At 55.1% G+C, this 19,618-nt stretch carries 19 protein-coding genes; 8 read left to right on the top strand and 11 right to left on the bottom strand.

Annotation, left to right across the window (positions count from 1 at the left end; translation table 11 throughout):
* Window positions 1–18 precede the first annotated feature (18 nt).
* Together JIN87_RS13570 and JIN87_RS13565 are read left to right on the top strand one after the other, a co-directional pair.
* A complete protein-coding gene (locus JIN87_RS13570) occupies window positions 19–864 on the top strand; it encodes a UDP-2,3-diacylglucosamine diphosphatase (RefSeq protein ID WP_200356111.1) in 846 nt (281 codons plus the stop codon).
* 194 nt (window positions 865–1,058) lie between these two features.
* On the top strand, window positions 1,059–1,931 hold the full coding sequence (locus JIN87_RS13565; RefSeq protein WP_200356110.1) for a mechanosensitive ion channel family protein: 873 nt from the start codon (window positions 1,059–1,061) through the stop codon (window positions 1,929–1,931).
* Between the two features lie 145 nt (window positions 1,932–2,076).
* Here JIN87_RS13565 and JIN87_RS13560 read toward each other — a convergent pair whose 3' ends face one another.
* From JIN87_RS13560 to JIN87_RS13545, 4 genes are read right to left on the bottom strand one after another with little or no spacing between them, the layout of a single operon-like run.
* Window positions 2,077–2,661 (bottom strand): hypothetical protein, encoded by a 585-nt coding sequence (locus JIN87_RS13560; RefSeq protein WP_200356109.1) that lies wholly within the window; start codon window positions 2,659–2,661, stop codon window positions 2,077–2,079.
* Between the two features lie 6 nt (window positions 2,662–2,667).
* Window positions 2,668–3,687, bottom strand: a complete 1,020-nt coding sequence (floA, locus tag JIN87_RS13555) for a flotillin-like protein FloA (RefSeq protein ID WP_325176385.1) — start codon at window positions 3,685–3,687, stop codon at window positions 2,668–2,670.
* A 2-nt stretch (window positions 3,688–3,689) separates the two neighbouring features.
* Window positions 3,690–4,154, bottom strand: a complete 465-nt coding sequence (locus JIN87_RS13550) for an NfeD family protein (RefSeq protein WP_200356108.1) — start codon at window positions 4,152–4,154, stop codon at window positions 3,690–3,692.
* Complete coding sequence (locus JIN87_RS13545) at window positions 4,154–5,617, bottom strand: NfeD family protein (RefSeq protein WP_200356107.1); 1,464 nt, start codon at window positions 5,615–5,617, stop codon at window positions 4,154–4,156. The genes JIN87_RS13550 and JIN87_RS13545 overlap by 1 nt, the downstream gene beginning before the upstream one ends.
* A 143-nt stretch (window positions 5,618–5,760) precedes the next feature.
* On the opposite strand from JIN87_RS13545, the gene JIN87_RS13540 reads away from it, so the two are divergent.
* Window positions 5,761–6,678: an aldose 1-epimerase gene (locus JIN87_RS13540; RefSeq protein WP_200356106.1), complete on the top strand. Its 918-nt coding sequence runs from the start codon at window positions 5,761–5,763 to the stop codon at window positions 6,676–6,678.
* A gap of 23 nt (window positions 6,679–6,701) precedes the next feature.
* Here the strand turns inward: JIN87_RS13540 and JIN87_RS13535 are convergent, their stop codons facing one another.
* Both JIN87_RS13535 and JIN87_RS13530 read right to left on the bottom strand, forming a co-directional pair.
* Window positions 6,702–7,319, bottom strand: a complete 618-nt coding sequence (locus JIN87_RS13535) for a hypothetical protein (RefSeq protein ID WP_200356105.1) — start codon at window positions 7,317–7,319, stop codon at window positions 6,702–6,704.
* Between the two features lie 129 nt (window positions 7,320–7,448).
* Complete coding sequence (locus tag JIN87_RS13530) at window positions 7,449–7,733, bottom strand: hypothetical protein (protein ID WP_200356104.1); 285 nt, start codon at window positions 7,731–7,733, stop codon at window positions 7,449–7,451.
* Between the two features lie 101 nt (window positions 7,734–7,834).
* Here JIN87_RS13530 and nadC point away from each other — a divergent pair, with 101 nt between their 5' ends.
* The 4 genes from nadC to JIN87_RS13510 all read left to right on the top strand — a co-directional run bounded on the left by nadC (window position 7,835) and on the right by JIN87_RS13510 (window position 11,155).
* Window positions 7,835–8,746, top strand: a complete 912-nt coding sequence (gene nadC / locus JIN87_RS13525; RefSeq protein WP_200356103.1) for a carboxylating nicotinate-nucleotide diphosphorylase — start codon at window positions 7,835–7,837, stop codon at window positions 8,744–8,746.
* Between the two features lie 114 nt (window positions 8,747–8,860).
* Window positions 8,861–9,847, top strand: coding sequence for a biotin--[acetyl-CoA-carboxylase] ligase (locus tag JIN87_RS13520; RefSeq protein WP_200356102.1), 987 nt, complete (start codon window positions 8,861–8,863; stop codon window positions 9,845–9,847).
* A gap of 33 nt (window positions 9,848–9,880) precedes the next feature.
* Window positions 9,881–10,585 carry an SDR family NAD(P)-dependent oxidoreductase gene (locus JIN87_RS13515; RefSeq protein ID WP_200356101.1) on the top strand — a complete coding sequence of 235 codons (705 nt, stop codon included), beginning with the start codon at window positions 9,881–9,883 and terminating at the stop codon, window positions 10,583–10,585.
* Between the two features lie 24 nt (window positions 10,586–10,609).
* On the top strand, window positions 10,610–11,155 hold the full coding sequence (locus tag JIN87_RS13510; protein ID WP_200356100.1) for a pyridoxamine 5'-phosphate oxidase family protein: 546 nt from the start codon (window positions 10,610–10,612) through the stop codon (window positions 11,153–11,155).
* 4 nt (window positions 11,156–11,159) lie between these two features.
* On the opposite strand, the gene JIN87_RS13505 is transcribed toward JIN87_RS13510, so the two are convergent.
* Both JIN87_RS13505 and dprA read right to left on the bottom strand, forming a co-directional pair.
* Window positions 11,160–13,919 (bottom strand): tetratricopeptide repeat protein, encoded by a 2,760-nt coding sequence (locus JIN87_RS13505; protein ID WP_200356099.1) that lies wholly within the window; start codon window positions 13,917–13,919, stop codon window positions 11,160–11,162.
* A 57-nt stretch (window positions 13,920–13,976) separates the two neighbouring features.
* Entirely contained in the window at window positions 13,977–15,107 is a 1,131-nt protein-coding gene (dprA, locus tag JIN87_RS13500) for a DNA-processing protein DprA (RefSeq protein WP_200356098.1), read from the bottom strand.
* A 118-nt stretch (window positions 15,108–15,225) separates the two neighbouring features.
* On the opposite strand from dprA, the gene JIN87_RS13495 reads away from it, so the two are divergent.
* Window positions 15,226–16,776 carry a hypothetical protein gene (locus JIN87_RS13495; protein ID WP_200356097.1) on the top strand — a complete coding sequence of 517 codons (1,551 nt, stop codon included), beginning with the start codon at window positions 15,226–15,228 and terminating at the stop codon, window positions 16,774–16,776.
* Between the two features lie 19 nt (window positions 16,777–16,795).
* Here JIN87_RS13495 and JIN87_RS13490 read toward each other — a convergent pair whose 3' ends face one another.
* The 3 genes from JIN87_RS13490 to JIN87_RS13480 all read right to left on the bottom strand — a co-directional run bounded on the left by JIN87_RS13490 (window position 16,796) and on the right by JIN87_RS13480 (window position 19,617).
* On the bottom strand, window positions 16,796–18,319 hold the full coding sequence (locus tag JIN87_RS13490) for an NAD(P)H-hydrate dehydratase (RefSeq protein ID WP_200356096.1): 1,524 nt from the start codon (window positions 18,317–18,319) through the stop codon (window positions 16,796–16,798).
* Window positions 18,320–18,435: 116 nt separating this feature from the next.
* Complete coding sequence (gene acpS, locus JIN87_RS13485) at window positions 18,436–18,843, bottom strand: holo-ACP synthase (protein ID WP_200356095.1); 408 nt, start codon at window positions 18,841–18,843, stop codon at window positions 18,436–18,438.
* A 12-nt stretch (window positions 18,844–18,855) separates the two neighbouring features.
* Complete coding sequence (locus JIN87_RS13480) at window positions 18,856–19,617, bottom strand: pyridoxine 5'-phosphate synthase (RefSeq protein WP_200356094.1); 762 nt, start codon at window positions 19,615–19,617, stop codon at window positions 18,856–18,858.
* Window position 19,618: the final 1 nt, after the last annotated feature.

Genomic DNA, 19,618 nt, shown 5'->3' with positions numbered 1-19,618 from the left:
TCGGTTAGCTCGCAACTCATGAAGAAGCCTCCGCTCAGATTCAAGACGATCTTCATCTCGGACGTCCATCTCGGCACCCAGAACTGCAAGGCGAAGGAATGCCTGCACTTCCTCAAGAATACCCGGTGCGACCGCCTCGTCCTAAACGGAGACATTATCGACGGCTGGCAGCTCGGACGCGGCAGCAAGTGGACCAAGACGGACACCAAATTCGTCCGCTACATCCTCAAGCGCGTCGAAAAGCAGCAACAAGAAGTCATCTACCTCCGAGGCAACCACGACGACATCCTCAGCCGATTCCTCCCCATGGAGTTCGCCACCGTCAAAATCGTCGAGGACTACATCCACGAAAATCCCAACGGACGCTATCTCGTCCTCCACGGCGACGTTTTCGATACCATTACCAAGAATTTCACCTTTCTCGCCCACCTCGGCGACTGGGGCTACAAGATGCTCATGAACCTCAACCGCTGGTACAACAAGTACCGCTCCTGGCGAGGCAAAGAGTACTACTCCCTTTCCAAATCCATTAAGGCGAAGGTCAAAAAGGCGGTTAACTTCATTTCCGACTTCGAAGAAAAACTCGCCAAGCTCGCCGAGTCGCGTGGCTGCACCGGCGTGATCTGCGGTCACATCCACACCCCCGCCGACAAGCAATTCGACAACCTACACTACCTGAACTCAGGCGATTGGGTAGAATCGCTATCCGCCATCGCCGAGCACGAGGACGGCCGCTTCGAGCTGATCCACTTCAAGGATTTCATCGTCGAGTACCCGATGAAAACCGAAAACGTCCCATCCGAAAACGAAGACGGTCTAGACTCCGAGGAGCTCTCCCAAAACTTGATCGCCGGCGGCTTCTAAGAGCCCTCCCCCTCTTTCTGTTGCGCCCCTCGCTGGGGCATGAGGATCCCGCTGGGAGCCCCCAGAGGAACGTTGTAAGTACCCTGGCTTCTTGAGCTTTCATAAAATGCTCATAGCCAACGAAAACATTCGATTTAATCGGAGTTTACCACTTTCTTACATTTCATTCCTAAACCTAGTTAACCAACCCATTTATGGCACAAGAAGAATCAGCAACAACTCAAGAGGCCTCCTCCACCATCATCTCGCCCGAGACGATCGAGAAGATCCAAGGCATCATCGTAGACAACGCCCTCAACGTGCTCTACGCGATCGTCATCTTCGTCATCGGAAAGTGGATCGTCAGCATGGTCCGCAACGGCATCCGCAAAGCCATGGAGAAACGAAACGTCGATCCGGCGCTCATCTCCTTCGGCACCAGCATCATCTACTACGTTTTGATGATCTGCGTCATCCTCGCCGCCGCGCAGCAAGTTGGCTTTCAAACCACTTCATTGGTAGCCATCCTCGGTGCCGCCGGCCTCGCAGTCGGTCTCGCCCTGCAAGGCTCCCTCTCAAACTTCGCCGCTGGCGTGCTCATCATCATGTTCCGCCCCTTCCGCATCGGAGACGTCATCGACGCAGGCGGGCAGATCGGCAAGGTCATGGAAATCGGCGTCCTCGTCACCGTCATGCACAGCCCTGACAACAAGAAGATCATCATGCCGAACTCCTCCATCATGGCGGGCTGCATCACCAACATCACCGCCAACGACACGCGTCGCGTCGACATGACCGTAGGAGTCAGCTACTCCGACGACCTCGACAAGGTACAAAACGTCATCCTCGACGTCCTCAACGCCGACGACCGTATCCTCAACGACCCCGCCCCGCAGGTAGAGGTATCCGAACTAGCCGACAGCAGCGTGAACTTCGTCGTCCGTCCTTGGGCAAAAACCTCGGACTACTGGGGCGTCTTCTTCGACTTCCAAAAGACAATCAAGCAACGCCTCGACAAGGAAGGCGTCTCCATCCCGTTCCCGCAACAGGACGTCTACATGCACAACGTCGACAGCTCCGCGAGCTAAGGCAACCTTCACAACCTTTCAAAAAAGAAGCCGCAGCAAACACGCTGCGGCTTTCTTGTTAAAGGTAGGTTCCGATCGCCGGGCGGACCGCGAAAGCTTGATTTTATCAATGCAGCTCGCTCGGCGGTCGAGCCCTACCTCGAAATCATCTCATCGCGACCGGAGTATCTAAGACCTCCTTGAGTACGATAGCCGTCTTGAGCGAATCGCGGTCCTCTAGTCCAAGTTTTAGTCGGTCGCGTATCTCCCCTGATGCGATCGGCACAGGAACCATGGTCTGAGTTCCACCACCCTTCCCTTTGGAGATTGACTTCGCCTTCTGCAAAGCAGCTTCCTGCATCCGTTTGGCCTCTTCCATTTGAGCCTCAACCTCGCGGCGTTTCTGCACATAAGGATCGACCACCACCGTCGGAGCCGGCTCGGGCTCTTCTCGTTGCAAGGTCCGCACCGGCGGCTCCGGAGCTCTGAAAGGCTCAGGTTCCTCCTCGAAAAAGATAGTCTCTTCAATCGGCTGAGGCTGCTCGGGCGGACGGCCCGTCGGCTCACCGTCGCCTCGTTGACGCTCGAGGATCTTTCGGCGAATCTCTTCCTGGATTTTACGCGCCCGCTCCGCCGCTTGCGGATCAGGTTCTTCCTCCTCCTGACCTCCTCGCTTCATCGAGGAGATCATATAGAGCAGGAAGATTACGATCGGGGCGAGCTTCCCTAAGTTGTCAAAAAGCCAATCCATGATCGGCTATCGAGCCTCGCTTTCGCTATCTCCCTTACCTGAAATGGAATCGCGCATGTTGGTATCTGACTCCACATTCTTCATCTTGTAGTAGTCCATGATCCCCAGATTTCCACTACGGAACGCTTCAGCCATAGCCAGAGGCACTTGGGCCTCGGCTTCCACTACCTTCGCACGCATCTCCTGCACCTTGGCCTGCATTTCCTGCTCGAGAGCAACCGCCGCTGCACGACGAATTTCAGCCTGAGCTTGGGCCATGTTCTTGTTCGCCTCAGCTTGAGCTTCCTGGAGCAAGGCGCCCACGTTCTGCCCTACGTCCACGTCGGCGATGTCGATCGACAAAATCTCGAACGCCGTTCCAACGTCCAATCCACGATCCAGCACCACCTTCGAAATGCTGTCCGGACTTTCCAATACCGTCTTATAGCTGTCAGCCGAACCAATCGTAGTTACGATACCTTCGCCTACACGAGCGATGATCGTCTCCTCTTTCGCTCCACCGACAAAACGTTCCAAATTCGTACGCACCGTCACACGGGCCTTGGCCTTCACCTGGATACCGTCCTTCGCCACACCATCGATCGACTTCTTCGTGCTGTCCTGACTCGGGCAATCGATAACCTTCGGGTCAACCGAGGTACGCACCGCTTCCACAACCGACTTGCCAGACCCCTTGGTCGCGAGATCGATCGCGCAAGCCTGCTCCCAGTCGAGTTTGATGCCCGCCTTTTTCGCAGCGATGATCGCCTGCACAGTCGGGATCAGATTTCCTCCCGCTAAGTAGTGAGCTTCCAACTGACCTTCCGTCAGATCAATACCCGCTTTAACCGCCGTGATCTTGGCATCCACCACGATTCCATACGGCACCTGACGCAATCGCATCGCCACCAAAGTGGTAAAGCCAACCGTCGCTTTCGCCAGAACTGACTTCAACCAAGTCTTAAAGAACGAAAGAAGGTAGAGAAAAACTACCAAACCAAGAAGCCCCAACACCGCGAGGCCGATCGTAAACATTGTACTACTCATAATTATTTTTTGGATACAGTTACTTTAAATTGATCATACGAGTCGATAGTCACCGACTCCCCTTTTTCTAAAAAGCCACTCTTCGAAAAGGCCTCCAATTTCTTACCATCAAGAATCACATAGCCGGAAGGAGCCAAAGCCGTAGCCGTCGTAGCCTCTTTCCCGATCATCGACTGGTCCGCCACATCGTGCTGACTCTTGCCAGCCACCTGATCCTGCAAAAACAGACGTTTCCCTGCCGGCGTCTTTGGAAGCACCTTAAACTCAAACCACAAGCAGGCCACCAATCCCACAAGGCCGATGCCAAATGTGATGAGAGCCCCTTCCGTTCCCAGATCCTGATACGCGATCACCACGGCAGCGATCATGCTGATCCCCCCAAACACGCCCACGATCCCTCCAGGAATAAAAATCTCCAACATTACCAAGCCGAGGCCCAGCACCATTAGTCCAACAATCAAGCTCATTACTCAACTTCCTCTGCTATGTATCCAAAATCGGACTTCGAGATCAACCTAACTTCCGCGCCACGATCGACCGAGCCAAAATTCAACTTCGCTTCCACGCGCCGTCCCGCAACGTCGACCTGCCCCCCTGGCATCATGTCAGTGGCAGCGATCCCCACCTGGCCAACGAGACTGTCCTCTACTTCGCTCGAGCTTTCCGACAAACTCTCCACACTCGCGCCAGCCAAGGATTCGTCCAATACCAAGCGATTCCATAAAAACGTCTTCGGCAAAAAGCGGGCCAGCAGCAATATGATCGCAATCCCCATGATCGAGCCGCCCAGCAGGTTTTGGATCGGCCTCTCAAACATCTCCCAGGTCCACTCGAAATCCGGCGTCTCCGAAGGCCACACGTCCGCCATCGCCCAAATCAAACTAACAAGCAACACGATAAATCCAGGGATGGCAAAAAACAGAGTCCCCGGAGCCAAGAACAACTCCAAGCTCAGCAAGATCATCCCGATCACAAACAACAACAGCGGCTCGTGCCCGGAAAGCCCCGCCACGTTGTGCCCAAAAATCGCGATCAGAAAACAGACTACTCCAGTGATCCCAAAGATCCCGAAGCCCGGAGTCTGGAACTCCACGTAAACGCTGATAATCGCGATCGCCAATAGAAACGGCGCCAAGCTCACGATAAACTCCGCCAAATTCAAAGACCAAGTCGCCTCGAAACGCGTCACCACAGGATCCGTATCCGTGCTCAAACTACTTAATAAAGTATCCAGCTCGTCCACGATCCCGGAACCGAGCAGAGGCATTGGAGGCTTCCCGTACTCCTCGTGAGCACGCTTTGCTGTCAGGTTCAGCAGCTCCCCCTTCGGGGAAATGACTTCCCGCCCGATCTTGAACTCGAACTCCGGATCCATCATGGCCCGAATCACATCGCTTCGAAACGGATATTCGTCCGTGTAAGCCTCCATCTTCGCGTTCAGATAAGACATCAGCTTCCGCTTCATCGACTCGTTGATATCCTCCCCTTGTCCCGTCACCGGCTCCGCGCTGCCAATCACCGCTTTCGAAGTGAAGTAGATCTCATCCGTCACCGCAGAGATGATCGCGCCCGCAGAAATAGCCTCCTCATTCACATAAGTGATCGTCTTGCCCGGGAAACGATCAAGCACCTCCATAATCTCCAGGGTTGAATCAAGCCTGCCGCCCGGCGTATCCATATCCAACACCACATGGTCATACCCCTCCGCGATCGCAGTTTTGACCCCGCCTCTCACCGCAAAAAGCGTCGGCGGGCCGATCGGCCCTTGCACCGGGATCACATAGAACTTCGGACCTTCCAAATCTCCCGCGGAAGCAGCTTCTTCCGCCGATCCAGCGACAGCCTGAGCCGACGCGACGGGACACACAAAACGAGCCGCCAAAAAAAGGCAAAGCAGGGTACAGCAACGAATTATCATGGGTTTACTCATCGTGTTAAAGAGAAACACGAAATGCAAGACCCACCCATTGCAGAACTCCCACGATATTCCACCCAATGTTTCTAAAGGACGCGCTTTGCTGCACTTTTCGTTTCCAAATTCCCGCAAAACGACTTTGATCCCAAGCCAACAACATGGAGGAAATAGAGTACCTTGGAGAAACAATCTATCGCTGGCAGGTAGGCGCGTCCACCTTCCTCGCCTCGCCGACCCGCGGAGCCCGCTTGATGAATTGGAATCTCAGCTACCCAGACGGCAGCTTCCGAGACATCGTCCACTGGCCACAAATCGGCAAAATAGAAGAGCTGGTCAAAGCCCGCGGCGGCAACCCCATCCTCTTCCCCTTCTCCGCCCGCACCTACTCAAAAGGCGAATTCCAAAAGTGGGTCGCCCCGTCCGGCGAGACATTGCCCATGCCCATGCACGGCTACGCCAGACAGGGCCAATTCGAAATCAGCCGCGTCGACCAAACCGGATTCGCGGCGCGGCTCCTTCCCGACGCAGCCGCCCAAGAAGGCTACCCCTTCGAATACGACTTCGAAGTCATCTACCGTTTCCAAGAAAAGGAGCTCAGCGTCGAACTCCGCCTTTCCAACCACGACACGGTTTCCATCCCTTGGTCCGCAGGACACCACTTCTACTTCACCATCCCTTGGCTCGACGGCACCAGCCGCGGCGACTACGAGCTTCGCATCCCAGCCAAGCACGCCGTCCGCCACGCGCCCAACGGCAGCCTCGATCCCGTGAAAGGGCACAAGAAACTCGAGTCGATCGACAACCCCGCCATCGTCGACCGTATCCACTATCAACTCACCAGCCCACTCGTCGAGTGCCGCTGCAAGACAGACGACTCCAAGCTAGAAATCGAAGTCGGCACCCAAGCGACCCCTAATCCTGGATACGCGCTCGTCACCTGGACAGAATCTGACGCCGCCCCCTTCTTCTGCATCGAGCCCTGGATGGGACCGCCCAACGCCCCCGAAAACGAAATCGGCCTACACGAAGTCGGTCCCGGCGAAACCCAGGCCTTCTCAATTACCGTCCGCGTCTAATACCAAACGCCCCGAGACGCCCCCTACTTCTGCGGCTTGGGGCTCTGAATCGGAGCGAGCTGATTCTCGCTTACCCGCCTGATCGTCTCCGGATTGATCAAAAGCTCCTTCTTCTCCCTGAGAAATTTGCTGCTGATCTTGGGTTTTCCAAAGTCCTTGTAGCTCTGCCCGATCACCCCGTTCAGCTCAGCTCGCACCGTCGCGTCCTTAGTCTCGATCGTTCTGCCCACGTAAGCGTACTCGAGCGCTTTGGCCGGATCCTCCTTCAAGCTCTCCACCCTAGCCAAAAGCAAATAGTCCAGACTCGAACGCTCCTCCGGAGTCCGCTCCTCCGCAGCCTTGACGAACGAATTTCCCTCCAGGTCGTTCGCGTCCTTCGCACTCGAAATCAGCCCCAAAACCTCCTCCTTCTCCTCCTCCGTCGGCTCGTAGCGGCTGAAGCTGATTTCGCTCTCCGCCGTCTTAATAGTCAGCGTCGCAATATTCTCAGGACCGATCGCTCCAATGATCACCAAGCACATCCCGCAAAACACAGACATACCCTTCAACGCTGTCTGAACGTCCGCCCGAAAGAAGGCGATGCCCAGCAAGCTAAAAGAAAACAGGAAACAAACGATCTGGCCAAAAAGAGGAGAGCTCATAGGCATACACGGTTAACTCCACCTAACCTAGCCTATTCCAGCGCCTTGCGCAATCGGCAGGCACCCTTACGTGCCCGAGAGGACAGTTGCGAGACCTCCGCTCCCGCCACAAAACCGCAAGAATCGTCTCTATAACAAAGCCTTGGCGATCGCTTCCCACTCCGCGTCCAAAGTCCCCTCGAAAAAAGGCTCCCGAGAGCGGGAATACCAGTACCCAGCATTCCCCTCGTCCCCTTCCTTGCGGTGCAAGTACGCATGCACCCAATCGCCCTCACGACTCCCCGCGCTCTGCGCCTCCTCGTGAGCTCGCTCCCAATCCCCCTTCTTGTCCCACCAGAGCGCCACAAGCGCCCCACTCAATCCAGCAGGAGCAGTTCCAGAAGACACGGATTCCACAAATTCATCAAAACTCATGCCTCAATACCTAGAGAAGCAAGATCCGCTACAGCAACCCCAACAAATCAAAATTCCCGCTTCACCATTTTCGCATATCCACACATCCTGCCCGCTTTCCCATGAAACAACCCGATCGTTGCTGCCAAAAACTCTCCTGGACCGACCTCGACCTCGGCCCCATCCAAGCCCTCATCGAGCTCGCCAAAAGCGAAGACCTTTCGGCCGGAGGGCTTGCCGCCGGCACCATCACTGCAGGCGACCACTCCTCCGCCCTGCTCGATTCGGACCAAAGCGTGAGCACCACCCTCAAAGCACGCACCCCCATCACGATCTGCGGCACCCAGCTCGCGCCACACGTGCTCGCCGCATACGATTCGAAACTCAAATTCCAAGGCGTCGCCTCAGACGGCGACACCTTAACCGCCGGACAAGTCATCGGAACCGTTTCCGGCCCCGTGCGAAGCCTACTCAGCGCCGAACGCCCGCTCCTCAACTTCCTGCAAAAACTCTCCGGCGTAGCCACGCTCACTCGCCAGTACGTCGCCGCGATGGGCGACACCTCGACCCGCCTGCTCGACACACGCAAAACCACCCCCGGCTACCGCGTCCTCGAAAAATACGCCGTCGCCTGCGGAGGAGGATGGAACCACCGCATCGGCCTCTTCGACCGCGTCATGCTCAAAGACAACCACCTGGCCGCCTTCGGCAGCGACCCTCGCCAATCGGCCATCGACGCCGTATCCGAATCCCGAGCACGACACCCCGACATTCTCGTAGAGATGGAAGTCGACACCCTCGAGCAAATCGAGCACGCCCTCGCCGCCAAGGTCGACATCATCCTCCTCGACAACTTTTCCATTCCTCAACTCCAAAAGGCCATCTCGCTCATAGGAGACAAAGCCGTCACCGAAGCGAGCGGCGGTATAACCATCGAATTCCTCCCCCAACTCGCCACTCTCGGACTCGATTTCATCTCCACCGGCGCCACCGTCCACCAATCCACCTGGATCGACATCGGCCTCGATTCATGAAATTCCAATCTAGGGAATCAGGCATTATAAATTTAGGCCTTAGGCAGAAAAACGACCACGCACAAATAAAACACCTCAATCCCTAAAAACCTAAGTCCTAAACAACCTCTTTCAATGTCCGACACAAACGTCCTCATACTCCGCGAATTTCTCGCCGCCGACGGCGACTTCGTCTCCGGCAGCCAGCTTGCCGAACTCATCGGCGTCTCCCGCGTATCCGTCTGGTCATACATGGAAAAACTCAAAGCTCAAGGGTTCGACTTCGAAGCCGTACGCAGCAAGGGTTACCGGCTCACCCAAGTCCCAGACACCTTGAACCAAGCCCTCATCCAAGCCCGCCTTCAACATGCGGCCGAGGATTACCAGGCAATCGTGCTCGACGAAGTCGACAGCACAAACTCGGAAGCCGAACGACGCATCGCCAACGGAGAGTGCACCCCCTTCGTAGTCCTATCACGACTACAGACCGTTGGACGCGGCCGCCTCGGCCGAGAATGGCACAGCCCGCAAAACGGAAACCTCTACTCAAGCTTCGCCTTCCGCCCCCAGATTTCGCCCAGCCAAATGTCGCTCTTCACCCTCTGGATGGGGATCAACATCTGCGAATGCATCAACTCCCTCTGCCAGGTCAGTTGCAAAATCAAATGGCCCAACGACCTGCACATAGACGGCAAAAAGGTAGCCGGCATCCTAACCGAAGCACGCATGGAAGCAGACATCGTCCTCAACGTAGTGCTCGGGCTCGGACTCAACGTGAATAGCGACGGAGCCGACTGGCCCGCTGAGCTCAAAGAGATAGCGACTTCCCTCAGCCAATCATCAGGACGCACCTTCGACATAAACAAACTCGTATCCACTCTCACCGGACGCATCGCCATCGCTTACAAAAAGCTCCTCGACGGAAGCCATCGCACCGAACTCAAAGAACGCTGGTCGAGATACGATACCCTAAACGGAAAAGAGATCACTCTTCTCCAAGGCGAGAGCCGGATCTCAGGCACAGCCAACGGCATCGATTCGAACGGTTCTCTCATTATCGAACGCCCAGACGGCACTCGCTACCTAGCCCGGGCAGGCGAAGTGACGATCGAGAAGAAGTAGAGCCCACTCTTCAAACACGCCCAACCCCAAGCGATGATCCTCATTTTCGGCAGTTCCTCTGGCATAGGACTCGCCCTCGCCAAGGAGCTCCATTCGCAAGGAGAACCCCTGGAACTCCTTAGCCATCGTCCAGACGAGATCCAGCGCCACTTCGAAGACAAGCGACCAACCGTAACGCATTTCGATGGTAGCAAGCCCGCCTCCCTGCGGAAGAACCTAGAAGCGATCTTCCATCAGGACCGCGAAATCGAAGCAGTCTACATCGTGTTCGGTACCGGACACATAAACTCCAGGCTAGAGCCATCACTCGAGAGCGAAACCGTGCAGCTCAATGCCCTCGCCTTCACCGAAGTAGCGAGTCACGCCATGCAGCATTTCATCAAGCAAGGGCGCGGTAAACTCGTTGGCATCAGCTCGGTCGCAGCAGTCAGAGGCTCCCCCCATGCTCCCGCCTACAACGCTAGCAAAGCCTTTGTCGCTTCCTACCTCGAGGGGCTCCAGCTTCGCGTGGCGAAGGACAAGCTACCCATCCAAGTCACCGAAATCCGCCCAGGCTTCGTCGACACCGCCATGATGAAAGCGGACAACCCAATTTGGCTCATCTCCCCCGAACACGCAGTCAAAGCCCTACTCTTAGCCGTCGAGCGACGCAAGAAAGTGGCCTACATTCCAGGCCGCTGGCGCTGGGTCGCCCTTCTCCTTCGCCTCCTTCCACCCGAACTCTACCAAAAGCTCTAATCCATCCCCGGAACCTAGTTCAAAATGAAAGTTCATCCCGAGATCTCGCCGAAACACAAAACCTGGATCGAAAAACAGAAGATGTTCTTCGTCGGCACCGCCCCGCTTTCCGCCGACGGGCACGTCAACCTGTCACCAAAAGGCGGAGACAGTTTCCGCGTCCTCGGACCGCTAGAAGCTGCCTACCTCGATTACACCGGCAGCGGCGCGGAAACGATCGCTCACCTTCGCGAGAACGGCCGCATCGTCATCATGTTTTGCGCCTTCGAAGGCCCACCGCAAATCTTCCGCCTGCACGGCAAAGGCGTGAGTTATCTCAAAGGCAGCGAGGAGTACGAGAAACTCGCCGGCAACTTTCCAGAGAACCCGGGGGCTCGCGCCATCATCCACATCAAAGTCGAACGCGTGTGCGACTCCTGCGGCTACGCCGTCCCCTTCTACGACTTCCAAGGACACCGTGACGGGCTCGACAAATGGGCCGCCAAAAAAGGCCCCGAAGTCGTAAAAGCCTATCAAGCGGAAAACAACGTCACCAGCATCGATGGCCTCCCCTCCATCGATCTCGACTAGGCCATCAAGCCGCGCCTATCGGAGCCCACGGATCAACCGGTTTCTCCTCCTTCTGAGGTGATGGCTGTCTACGCTCGATCTCCTTGTAACGGACCCCATATTTCCGCAACAAGACACGAGCTTCACCTGAGCCATCGTCAACCAAGGCCTTCAACCAATCGACGACAACGCCCTTAGCCACATTCGCGACAGGGCTCTCCAAGTTAAGGCGAGCAATCGCTAGCTGTGAACGATGATCCCCATGCTCTGCAGCCTTGAGCAGCCAGTTGGTTCCGGCAGACCGCGTAGCAGAACTCTCAGTCTGGGCAGCGAGTAAGCTTCCGAGCTCGAACTGAGCCTCCACTTTGTCGAGCCTAGCCGACTCTTCCAACCAATGCACCCGTTGGGACTCGCTCGCCTTTACCCCGTATCCATCAGCATAACACACACTGAGCTCATATGCGGCTTCCGCCGCAAAATGACGCATTCCTTCATACGACTCATCGTGATTTCCGTCGTAAAGACTTTTGAAATACGAGATCGCTCGCTTCGCATCCTTGCTGCTGGAATCATCATCTCGGTACATTCGAGCTAAACGAAGTTTAGCTCCTTGAGCACCCTTGCTCGCCATACTTTCGTAGAGTTTTCGAGCCTCTTTGCGATTCGTTCCAGACCACTCTTTTTCCGCCATAAGATCGGCAGACATTAGCATCGCCGAATAGTCATCCGGTCGAAATTTCTCTAGCACGGCATTCGTTTCGTATTCGCCGGGGAAGTACAGTGCCGCAGTTGTAATCGGAGCCGGGTGCACCAAATACATCTCCAGCCATTGAGCTGCTTTACCTCGGTTTCGAGGGTGTCCACGCCCCAAGAAGTAATTCAGAGCCGTCTCTCGCATCGCCATTTTATCACCCAACTCTGCAGCTCGCTCAAACCAGTACGCGACCTCAACCAAATCCTGATCCACCAGTAAGTTCTCCCGGTAAATATTCGCGAGATGATAACAAGAAACCAGATTCCCTAATTCTGCAGATTTGCTGATCCAACGAATTCCCTCCCGAGTGCTCATCTTCACTCCGATTCCCCGTAGATAACAGTTACCTAAATTTTGCGCCGCCTCCGCGTCTCCTTCATCAGCAGCATACAAATACAATTCGGCCGCTTTGTATTCATTTTTCGGAACAGTAATTCCGTAATAATGAAACGCGGCTACGCGATTGTAGGCGTTGGTAAATCCCAAGCGAGCTGCCTTCTTGAACAGTTCATAAGCGTCAAATGGATCTTGCGAAACGCCCAAGCCCTTGAGCTTACATTCCGCCAAGGTATAGGTAGCTTCCGGCAACCCTTGATAAGCCGCATCCTTGATGTAGGCGATTCCTCCCAATGGATCAAACGCCACCCCTTCCCCGGAAAGCTTCATGGCTCCGATGACAAACTGAGCGCGCTTGTAACCGTCTTCCGCAGACTTTTCATAAAGTGAGATAACCTTAGAAAAATCGGGCTCAACATCGACCAACCAACCCGAGGTCTTCCGGAGCGCGAGACTGTAAATTGCTCGAGCATCCCCTGCATCCGCTTGTTCAATACAGAGAGAGCTCGCCTCTTCTGGGCTCAAAGGCGAGACAGGACTCAGCTTATCATCCAAGGCCACTTGAGCCGCATAGAGGCCGCTGTCCGCTGCCTTCTCAAAGAGAGACTCGGCAGAGTACCGCTTCCCCTCGCTCTGCGCCTCTCCCGCTCGCAGCATGGCTGCCCAATTGTATTGAGCTAATACCCAGTCCTCTTTCGCAGCGGACGCAAAGTAGTCAGCCGCTTTCGCCAAATCCTTCTCCACTCCCAGACCTCGATAATGAAGCAGCCCTAAACGCAGCTTGGCCTCCAGGTAGCCTCCCTCCGCAGCAAAGCCTAGCAAGGTCGCGGCAAACTCCGCATCGAAGTCCTCACTTTCTTCATCCAGAACTTCGGTGGCGAACTGTGTCTGCATCGCATAGACCATTTGCGTGATCGACTCCCCGATGAGTTCGCTCGCCTCGATCATGTTCTCCCGGTCACCTCGGTCCTCCTGCATCCCCAGTGTCCCTTCAATCGATCGATTCGCTTCGTCTGCCGACTGCAGGTCAAACAGATCGAAAAAGGTCTTCGCCTTCTCCACATCCCGCTCCACACCCTCACCTTTGGCATAGGCAATGGCCAGGGCCATACTCGCGTCCTTGCTTCCCGTCCGCGATCCTTTCTCCATCAGCTGCATCGCTCTCACGAGGTCTTCCTCAACGCCCCAACCGTTTTGGTAGAGCAGACCGAGCAGGTAGTTGGCTCGAGCTTTGGTACGGCGATAAATGCCAAACTCCTCTGGTGAAAGCCCAGCAGCTGCCGCATCGGACAAGGTACCTTCCAACAGAGACTTCAGTGTCTGGTAGTCCGGTTCCTCGTCACCTTCCACCTCCCCAATCAAAATCTCGGCGTAAGCCAACATCGCAATCGGGTAACCTGACTCTGCCGCTCGCTGGATCCAGAGCTTCCCCTGCTCAACGTTTTGGCCCACTCCAATCCCTTCGAAATAGAGTTGAGCGAGCCAATATTGAGACCGCCCATGTCCAGCTACAGCGAGCTTCTTCAGTTTCAGGGCAACTGCTTTTTGGGTCGCTTCATCTCCCCCTCCCAACTCCGCCATCGCTTCGTCAAACTGATAACGCATAGCATCTTGGTCCGGGGCTTCTTTCGCTTGAGCATGAGAGAAAATCGCTAGCGAAACGAGAGAGAGAAGCAAAATCCTGATCTTCTTCATGTGTATATCGTAGGAGAAATAGAAAGGTGACTGGGTCAAAGCGTGTCGAGGTAGGAGCTACTTGTATGCCAGCTCGAATTTTCCGTCCAAGCGCTTTGCGATAAGACCTTTCAGCTCCATTCCCATCAAAAGAACAGAGATCTCGGATACCGCTAAGCCTAGCCTTATTCCCAGGTCTTCCAGCGAAAGGGCTTCGCCGCCTGCAAGAGATTTGGCCACTGCGGCTTCGTCTCCTTCCAACTCTGGATACGCCATTTCCGCTTCCAAACTCGATTCACCAGTCGCGAGGCTTGGCACTAGCTTCAGATGCTCAAGCTCCTCCAGAAGATCGTCGACACTGCGGAGCAGCACCGCTCCATCGCGAATCAGCTGATGGCTTCCCTTGCTCGCCTTCTGATCGATCCGTCCCGGAATCGCGCAAACGACCCGTCCCTGCTCTCCTGCAAAGCGGGCCGTGATCATCGATCCGCCGGCATCATCCGATTCCACCACAATCACCGCGTGCGACATCCCACTCACCACTCGATTACGCATCGGAAAGGTCTGGCGATCCGCTCGGCGCCCGAAAGGAAATTCTGACACCACCGCTCCATTAAGCTGCGCTTCCCGAAACACATCAACATTCTCCGGTGGATACACGATGTCTATTCCGCAACCGAACACGCAGACCGTCGATCCTCCCTCCACTTGCAAAGCCCCTTTGTGAGCAAAGGTATCTATTCCACGGGCCATTCCACTCACGACGCAAAAACCGAGCTGAGCCAAGTCCTTGGCAAAACTCTCCGCAACACTGCGACCATAAAGAGAACAGTTCCGCGTACCCACGATTGCTACCGACGGTTTTCTAAAGTCGTATTTCCCCAATCGATACAACCCAATCGGCGGATCAGAGATTTCCTTCAACAAGCTCGGATACTCTTCGTCCTCGCAAGAGACAAAGTCCACACCTCGCTGCTCAGCCTGAGCCATCTCACGCTCGAGATCGAAATGCTTCGACCAATCGAGCAACACGTCGACAGTCCGACGCTGCAGCCCTTTGATCGATTCGAGCTCAGGTCGTGTCGCAGACAAAGCGCGACACGGGTCGCCACCAAAGGCGGACAGCAAGCGATTCAGCGACACGGGGCCAATCGCAGGCAGCCCGTTCAAGGCCCAGTAAGCCTGCTTACGGGAAAGTTGGAGTTCCATAACGCAGGACATTGGAGAGCCGGTGGCAGAAAGTCCAACAAGACCACATCTGTTGGTCGGCAAATTCCAGTTCCGCAATCGAATCCTCAGGCACGATCTTTGCTCGCGACAACCATCTATGCTCAATCCTCTCTTCTGCTTAAATTGGCTCTTCGACCAACGAAAACGTAGAGCCCTTCTCGCCTGCGTCATCCTTCTTTCCCCCTTGGCAGACCTAGAATCAGCCCCCAAGTGGTGGCAGTCTGAAGCGAGCCCTTTCAAAGTCGTAAGCAACGCTCGCAAAGCGGAAATCCAACGCAGCTTCGAAATCATTTGGAACGCGAGAGCCGGACTTCAGTTCGTCTTCCCACAGCTAAGCGACAAACAAGAGGAAGAGCTACTTCTGATAATTACGGGCAACGCTAAAACTCGCGATGAGTTCTCTTTCCGATCGGGACGCAGGCGTCGAACCCTCGGCGGCTATTTTTCAAACGATTGCGAGGGCTACTATTCCGTCATCAACGACATCGGCTCCGAACAACAAACCCGAGAAACGCTCGTCCATGAATACGTCCATCATCTCATGCGACAATATCAGAGCGCTCCCCTCTGGATCAAAGAAGGGTTCGCTGAGTTTTTCTCAACCGTCCAGCAAGAGGCAGATGACAGTCTCACCATCGGAAAACCGATAAATCTCAACGTTCTCTACCTCAGGCAAGAAGGTTTCCTCCCCTTGGATAAACTTGTGGCGGTCAACTACCAATCCCGCGAATACAGAGGGGGCGAACATGCAGGAACGTTCTATTCGCAGTCGTGGCTACTGATCCACTACCTGATTCTTGGAGAACACGACATCCCCAAGCCACGCGTATATGCCTTTATCGAAAAAGCGCTCAGATCGAACCAAACTCCGGAGTCCCTATTCGTTGAAAACCTCGGCATCGATTTCTCAGATCTCGAGAACCGACTGAAAGCGTACCTAAACAAAGGCCGTACCTACACTCTAAAGTTCACTCCAGAGAATCACCAAGCAGTACCAAAACTTCAACTACACCCAGTCACCGACAAAGAAATCCAAACCCTGAAGTCACGCGTGCTCCTCGATGTACAAGCTTCCGAAAGGTCAATTTCCACAATCGAAACCAACCTGAAGCGCTGGCCGGAATCCTCAAATCTGCTCTCCCTCAAAGGACAATGGCAATTCCAGAACAATCGACGAAACGAGGCCGAACAAACGCTCTCCCTAGCTCTCGCTCTCGACGACCAAAACAGTCGAGCTCAGCTATGGCACTCCATCAATCAGGTCTCTCGCCGGCTTGAAGGTAAAGCCTACCGAACCGGAACGCTCAACAAGGAGGAGACCTTGCAACACCTCACTCAACTCTTCAGAGCAAAACAGGCAGGAGCGATCTACCTGCCGCAACTCTACTACTGGATCGGGGCTGTTTGGCTAAGCTCTGAAGTGTACCCAGAACCCAAACACATGGAGATCCTAGAAATCGCCAGCGAGAGATTCCCCGGAAACTACGGAATTACTCAGGTCTTAGCGATATACTACGCCCGATGCGGCAACTTCGAAAAAGCCGAGGATCTCGTCCTCCGAGCGATTCCACACCTTCCCACACCGATTCAAATCAAACTGAGAGAAGACCTCCACTCAATGCGCTCGATAAAGCCGATCTACAACTGAGATTCTAACCAAGCCTTACTCAGCCTGCGTCACCCCGAAGGGCCGGAACCAAATAATCCAACAAGTCTGTAGTACGCGTTGCGACCTGCCCTTTGCTCACCGCCAGCAAGTCCGCGGCTTTCCCATGCCAGTAGACAGCGCGACAGGCCACCTCCGTCGAGCTCCCACTGCCCTCAGCCAGCAAGCCAGCCATCAGACCAGCCAACAAGTCGCCACTTCCTCCTCGAGATAGAACCGCGTTACCCGTCGGGTTTACATACAAAGCCTCACCATCGCACACTCGAGTCGAGCTCCCCTTCTTGACTAAGGTAAGCCCTCTTTCTTTCGCGTAGCCCAACACATCCGCATCGGAAACTTCGTCAACGCTCGCGAGGCGTTTAAACTCTCCGTCATGAGGCGTCAGGATCAGTTCGGATGCCAAGAAACTGTCTACAACTTCCGGCCGGAGAGCGTCAGCATCGAGTACTGCCGGCTTATTCCAATACCGTCCGACCTCGCACAGCAGAGCTTGAGTTTCCGCCTCATTGCCCATTCCTGGACCGACCAAAAGCGCCGTCGCCTTGCCGGCGATCGACTTGATCTGCCAAAGCCCTTCCAAGGCCAAGCCACCCTCTGGCGTTTCAGGCCAAGTACGCCACATCGCCTCGGGCAAAGTGCAAGCAAGCTGCGACACTACCGATTCGGGAGCAAACACCGTTACCAACCCAACTCCACTTTGCAAAGCGGCCCGGACAGCCATCGCCAAGGCCCCCGGCATGCCACGCGAACCAGCCAAGATCGCCAGATGACCATGCTGCCGCTTTTCGCTGAAAGCGGACCTGACTCCACGCAAAGGGTCGAGTATTTGATCTGTCACTACACGATTAACTGCAGTTCGATCGTTTTCGAAAAAACCGATATCCAAATACCGGATCACTCCGGCGTTTCTACAGCCTAGCAGGGGTTGTTTGAATATCCCCGTGGCAAACGTTACATCCGCACGAAATGCCCTTTCATCTGATTCATCCCCCACGCCCGATGGCAGATCGACTGCAACTCGCAAACGGATCTTCGAGACCTCATTCACAGTCTCAATCAAATCCGTAATCCGCTCACGCAATGGCGGCCGAAACTGCATGCCAAGCAAACCATCGATGCAGATATCAAAGACCTCGCCGGTGCCTCGCAAATCGCTCGCCTGCAAAAACACGATCGACGCGCGCTCCTGGAGCAATCCTAAAGCCCTCTTCGTGTTCGGCTTCAGAGCATCAAGTTCCGAACTCAAAACGATATCAACCTGCCTGAGATACCCCTCCTCCAATGCGAGCGCCGCCAGAGCTAACAGAGCGTCCCCGCCATTATGCCCCTTCCCAACCAAGGCAAGGACCCGCAATCCAGATTGCGGAAACGAGCTCATCGCATAGAAATCCCTAATCCCTCGTCCCAACTTCACCCCCACACGGAGCATAGCCTGCCACGCGTCTTCTTCAGACTTCAGTAGCTCCTGCTCCCACTCATGCGAAGCGGAGCAACTGAGAATGGGATGAGAAAAGGGCTTGGGCATAACGAAAGAGCATAGGAGCCCACACTCTTTAAGCGATTCAAAAGCTAGGGTACGACCGCCGGGCGGACCGCAATGCAGGATTTCGAACCGATGCGGCTCGCCCGGCGTGTCGAGCCCTACCCAATGATCGCGGCGAAGGCGATCGCAGTGTCATCGGTATGCGAGAGACTGATCGCCACATTCTCGCCCCCCACTTGATAAAGCAGCACCTTCCCCTTTTCGTCTAGCTCGACTTCAGGTTGTCCTCGCTCACCGGATACAATTCCGACTGACTTCCAGTTCAATTGCTCACCGATCCCTGACGAAAAGGCTTTAGCGACCGCCTCTTTGGCTGCGAAGCGAGCCGCATAACGTTCCGCCGGATCGCGGAACTTCGCGCAATACTCCCTCTCGGTATCCGTATAGACGCGTTCGATAAACCGCTCGCCTTGACGTTCGATCAAATCGCGAATCCGGGAAACGGATACGATGTCCACACCGATCCCGAGCACCGGGCCTTTAAAAGGAAGAGAAATCGCATCCATATCCGTCGCAGCTTAAACGCCAGCCATCAAGGCCTTCATTTCACGTACCGCTTCATCCATCCCGTAGAATAGAGCGCGGCTGATGATACTGTGCCCGATATTGAGTTCATGCAGGTGCGGAATGGTGATCACTTCAGAAACGTTCACATAGTTGATCCCGTGACCCGCGTTTACGATGAGGCCGAGTTCGTTCGCTTTGTTCGCTCCCGCAATCAAGCGTGAGAGCTCCGCTTCACGTTCAGGCTTATCGTAATAAGCGTTCGCATAGGCCCCCGTGTGCAGTTCGATGTACTTCGCTCCCGCTTTGGCGGATGCTTCGATCTGATCGAACTCCGGATCAATGAAGAGGCTCGATTCGATGCCAGCCTCAGCAGCCGACTTCACAATACGCTCCACTCGATCGAATTGCCCAGCGACTTCGAGCCCGCCCTCAGTCGTCACCTCTTCACGGCTTTCCGGAACAACACAAATCGTCTCGGGCAAAACCTCGAGAGCGAAAGCCAACATATCGTCCGTCGCCGCCATCTCCATATTGAGACGGGTCTGTATGCACTGGCGGAGACGCTTTACGTCTTCTCGCTGCACGTGCCTCGCATCTTCACGCGGGTGTACCGTGATCCCCTGAGCCCCAGCCTTCTCGCAAAGCAGAGCGAGAGTCACCGGATCCGGTTCCACGAAGCCACCGCAAGTGCGAGGGCTGTCCTTATAACGAGCTTGGCGAACAGTGGCGACATGGTCGATGTTGACGCCGAGGAGGATGCTTTTACTAGACATA

It is taken from the genome of Pelagicoccus mobilis, assembly GCF_016595505.1.
In the GTDB taxonomy this organism is placed as follows: domain Bacteria; phylum Verrucomicrobiota; class Verrucomicrobiia; order Opitutales; family Opitutaceae; genus Pelagicoccus; species Pelagicoccus mobilis.
The sequence above is the reverse complement of the archived record's forward strand: the minus strand, read 5'-3'. Positions and strand labels throughout refer to the sequence as shown.

Excerpts from the sequence above, each read along its gene's own strand:
- JIN87_RS13570 (WP_200356111.1), top strand. The coding sequence starts at position 19 with ATGAAGAAGCCTCCGCTCAGATTCAAGACGATCTTCATCTCGGACGTC.
- JIN87_RS13565 (WP_200356110.1), top strand. The coding sequence starts at position 1,059 with ATGGCACAAGAAGAATCAGCAACAACTCAAGAGGCCTCCTCCACCATC.
- JIN87_RS13560 (WP_200356109.1), bottom strand. The coding sequence starts at position 2,661 with ATGGATTGGCTTTTTGACAACTTAGGGAAGCTCGCCCCGATCGTAATC.
- floA (WP_325176385.1), bottom strand. The coding sequence starts at position 3,687 with ATGAGTAGTACAATGTTTACGATCGGCCTCGCGGTGTTGGGGCTTCTT.
- JIN87_RS13550 (WP_200356108.1), bottom strand. The coding sequence starts at position 4,154 with ATGAGCTTGATTGTTGGACTAATGGTGCTGGGCCTCGGCTTGGTAATG.
- JIN87_RS13545 (WP_200356107.1), bottom strand. The coding sequence starts at position 5,617 with ATGAGTAAACCCATGATAATTCGTTGCTGTACCCTGCTTTGCCTTTTT.
- JIN87_RS13540 (WP_200356106.1), top strand. The coding sequence starts at position 5,761 with ATGGAGGAAATAGAGTACCTTGGAGAAACAATCTATCGCTGGCAGGTA.
- JIN87_RS13535 (WP_200356105.1), bottom strand. The coding sequence starts at position 7,319 with ATGAGCTCTCCTCTTTTTGGCCAGATCGTTTGTTTCCTGTTTTCTTTT.
- JIN87_RS13530 (WP_200356104.1), bottom strand. The coding sequence starts at position 7,733 with ATGAGTTTTGATGAATTTGTGGAATCCGTGTCTTCTGGAACTGCTCCT.
- nadC (WP_200356103.1), top strand. The coding sequence starts at position 7,835 with ATGAAACAACCCGATCGTTGCTGCCAAAAACTCTCCTGGACCGACCTC.
- JIN87_RS13520 (WP_200356102.1), top strand. The coding sequence starts at position 8,861 with ATGTCCGACACAAACGTCCTCATACTCCGCGAATTTCTCGCCGCCGAC.
- JIN87_RS13515 (WP_200356101.1), top strand. The coding sequence starts at position 9,881 with ATGATCCTCATTTTCGGCAGTTCCTCTGGCATAGGACTCGCCCTCGCC.
- JIN87_RS13510 (WP_200356100.1), top strand. The coding sequence starts at position 10,610 with ATGAAAGTTCATCCCGAGATCTCGCCGAAACACAAAACCTGGATCGAA.
- JIN87_RS13505 (WP_200356099.1), bottom strand. The coding sequence starts at position 13,919 with ATGAAGAAGATCAGGATTTTGCTTCTCTCTCTCGTTTCGCTAGCGATT.
- dprA (WP_200356098.1), bottom strand. The coding sequence starts at position 15,107 with ATGGAACTCCAACTTTCCCGTAAGCAGGCTTACTGGGCCTTGAACGGG.
- JIN87_RS13495 (WP_200356097.1), top strand. The coding sequence starts at position 15,226 with ATGCTCAATCCTCTCTTCTGCTTAAATTGGCTCTTCGACCAACGAAAA.
- JIN87_RS13490 (WP_200356096.1), bottom strand. The coding sequence starts at position 18,319 with ATGCCCAAGCCCTTTTCTCATCCCATTCTCAGTTGCTCCGCTTCGCAT.
- acpS (WP_200356095.1), bottom strand. The coding sequence starts at position 18,843 with ATGGATGCGATTTCTCTTCCTTTTAAAGGCCCGGTGCTCGGGATCGGT.
- JIN87_RS13480 (WP_200356094.1), bottom strand. The coding sequence starts at position 19,617 with ATGTCTAGTAAAAGCATCCTCCTCGGCGTCAACATCGACCATGTCGCC.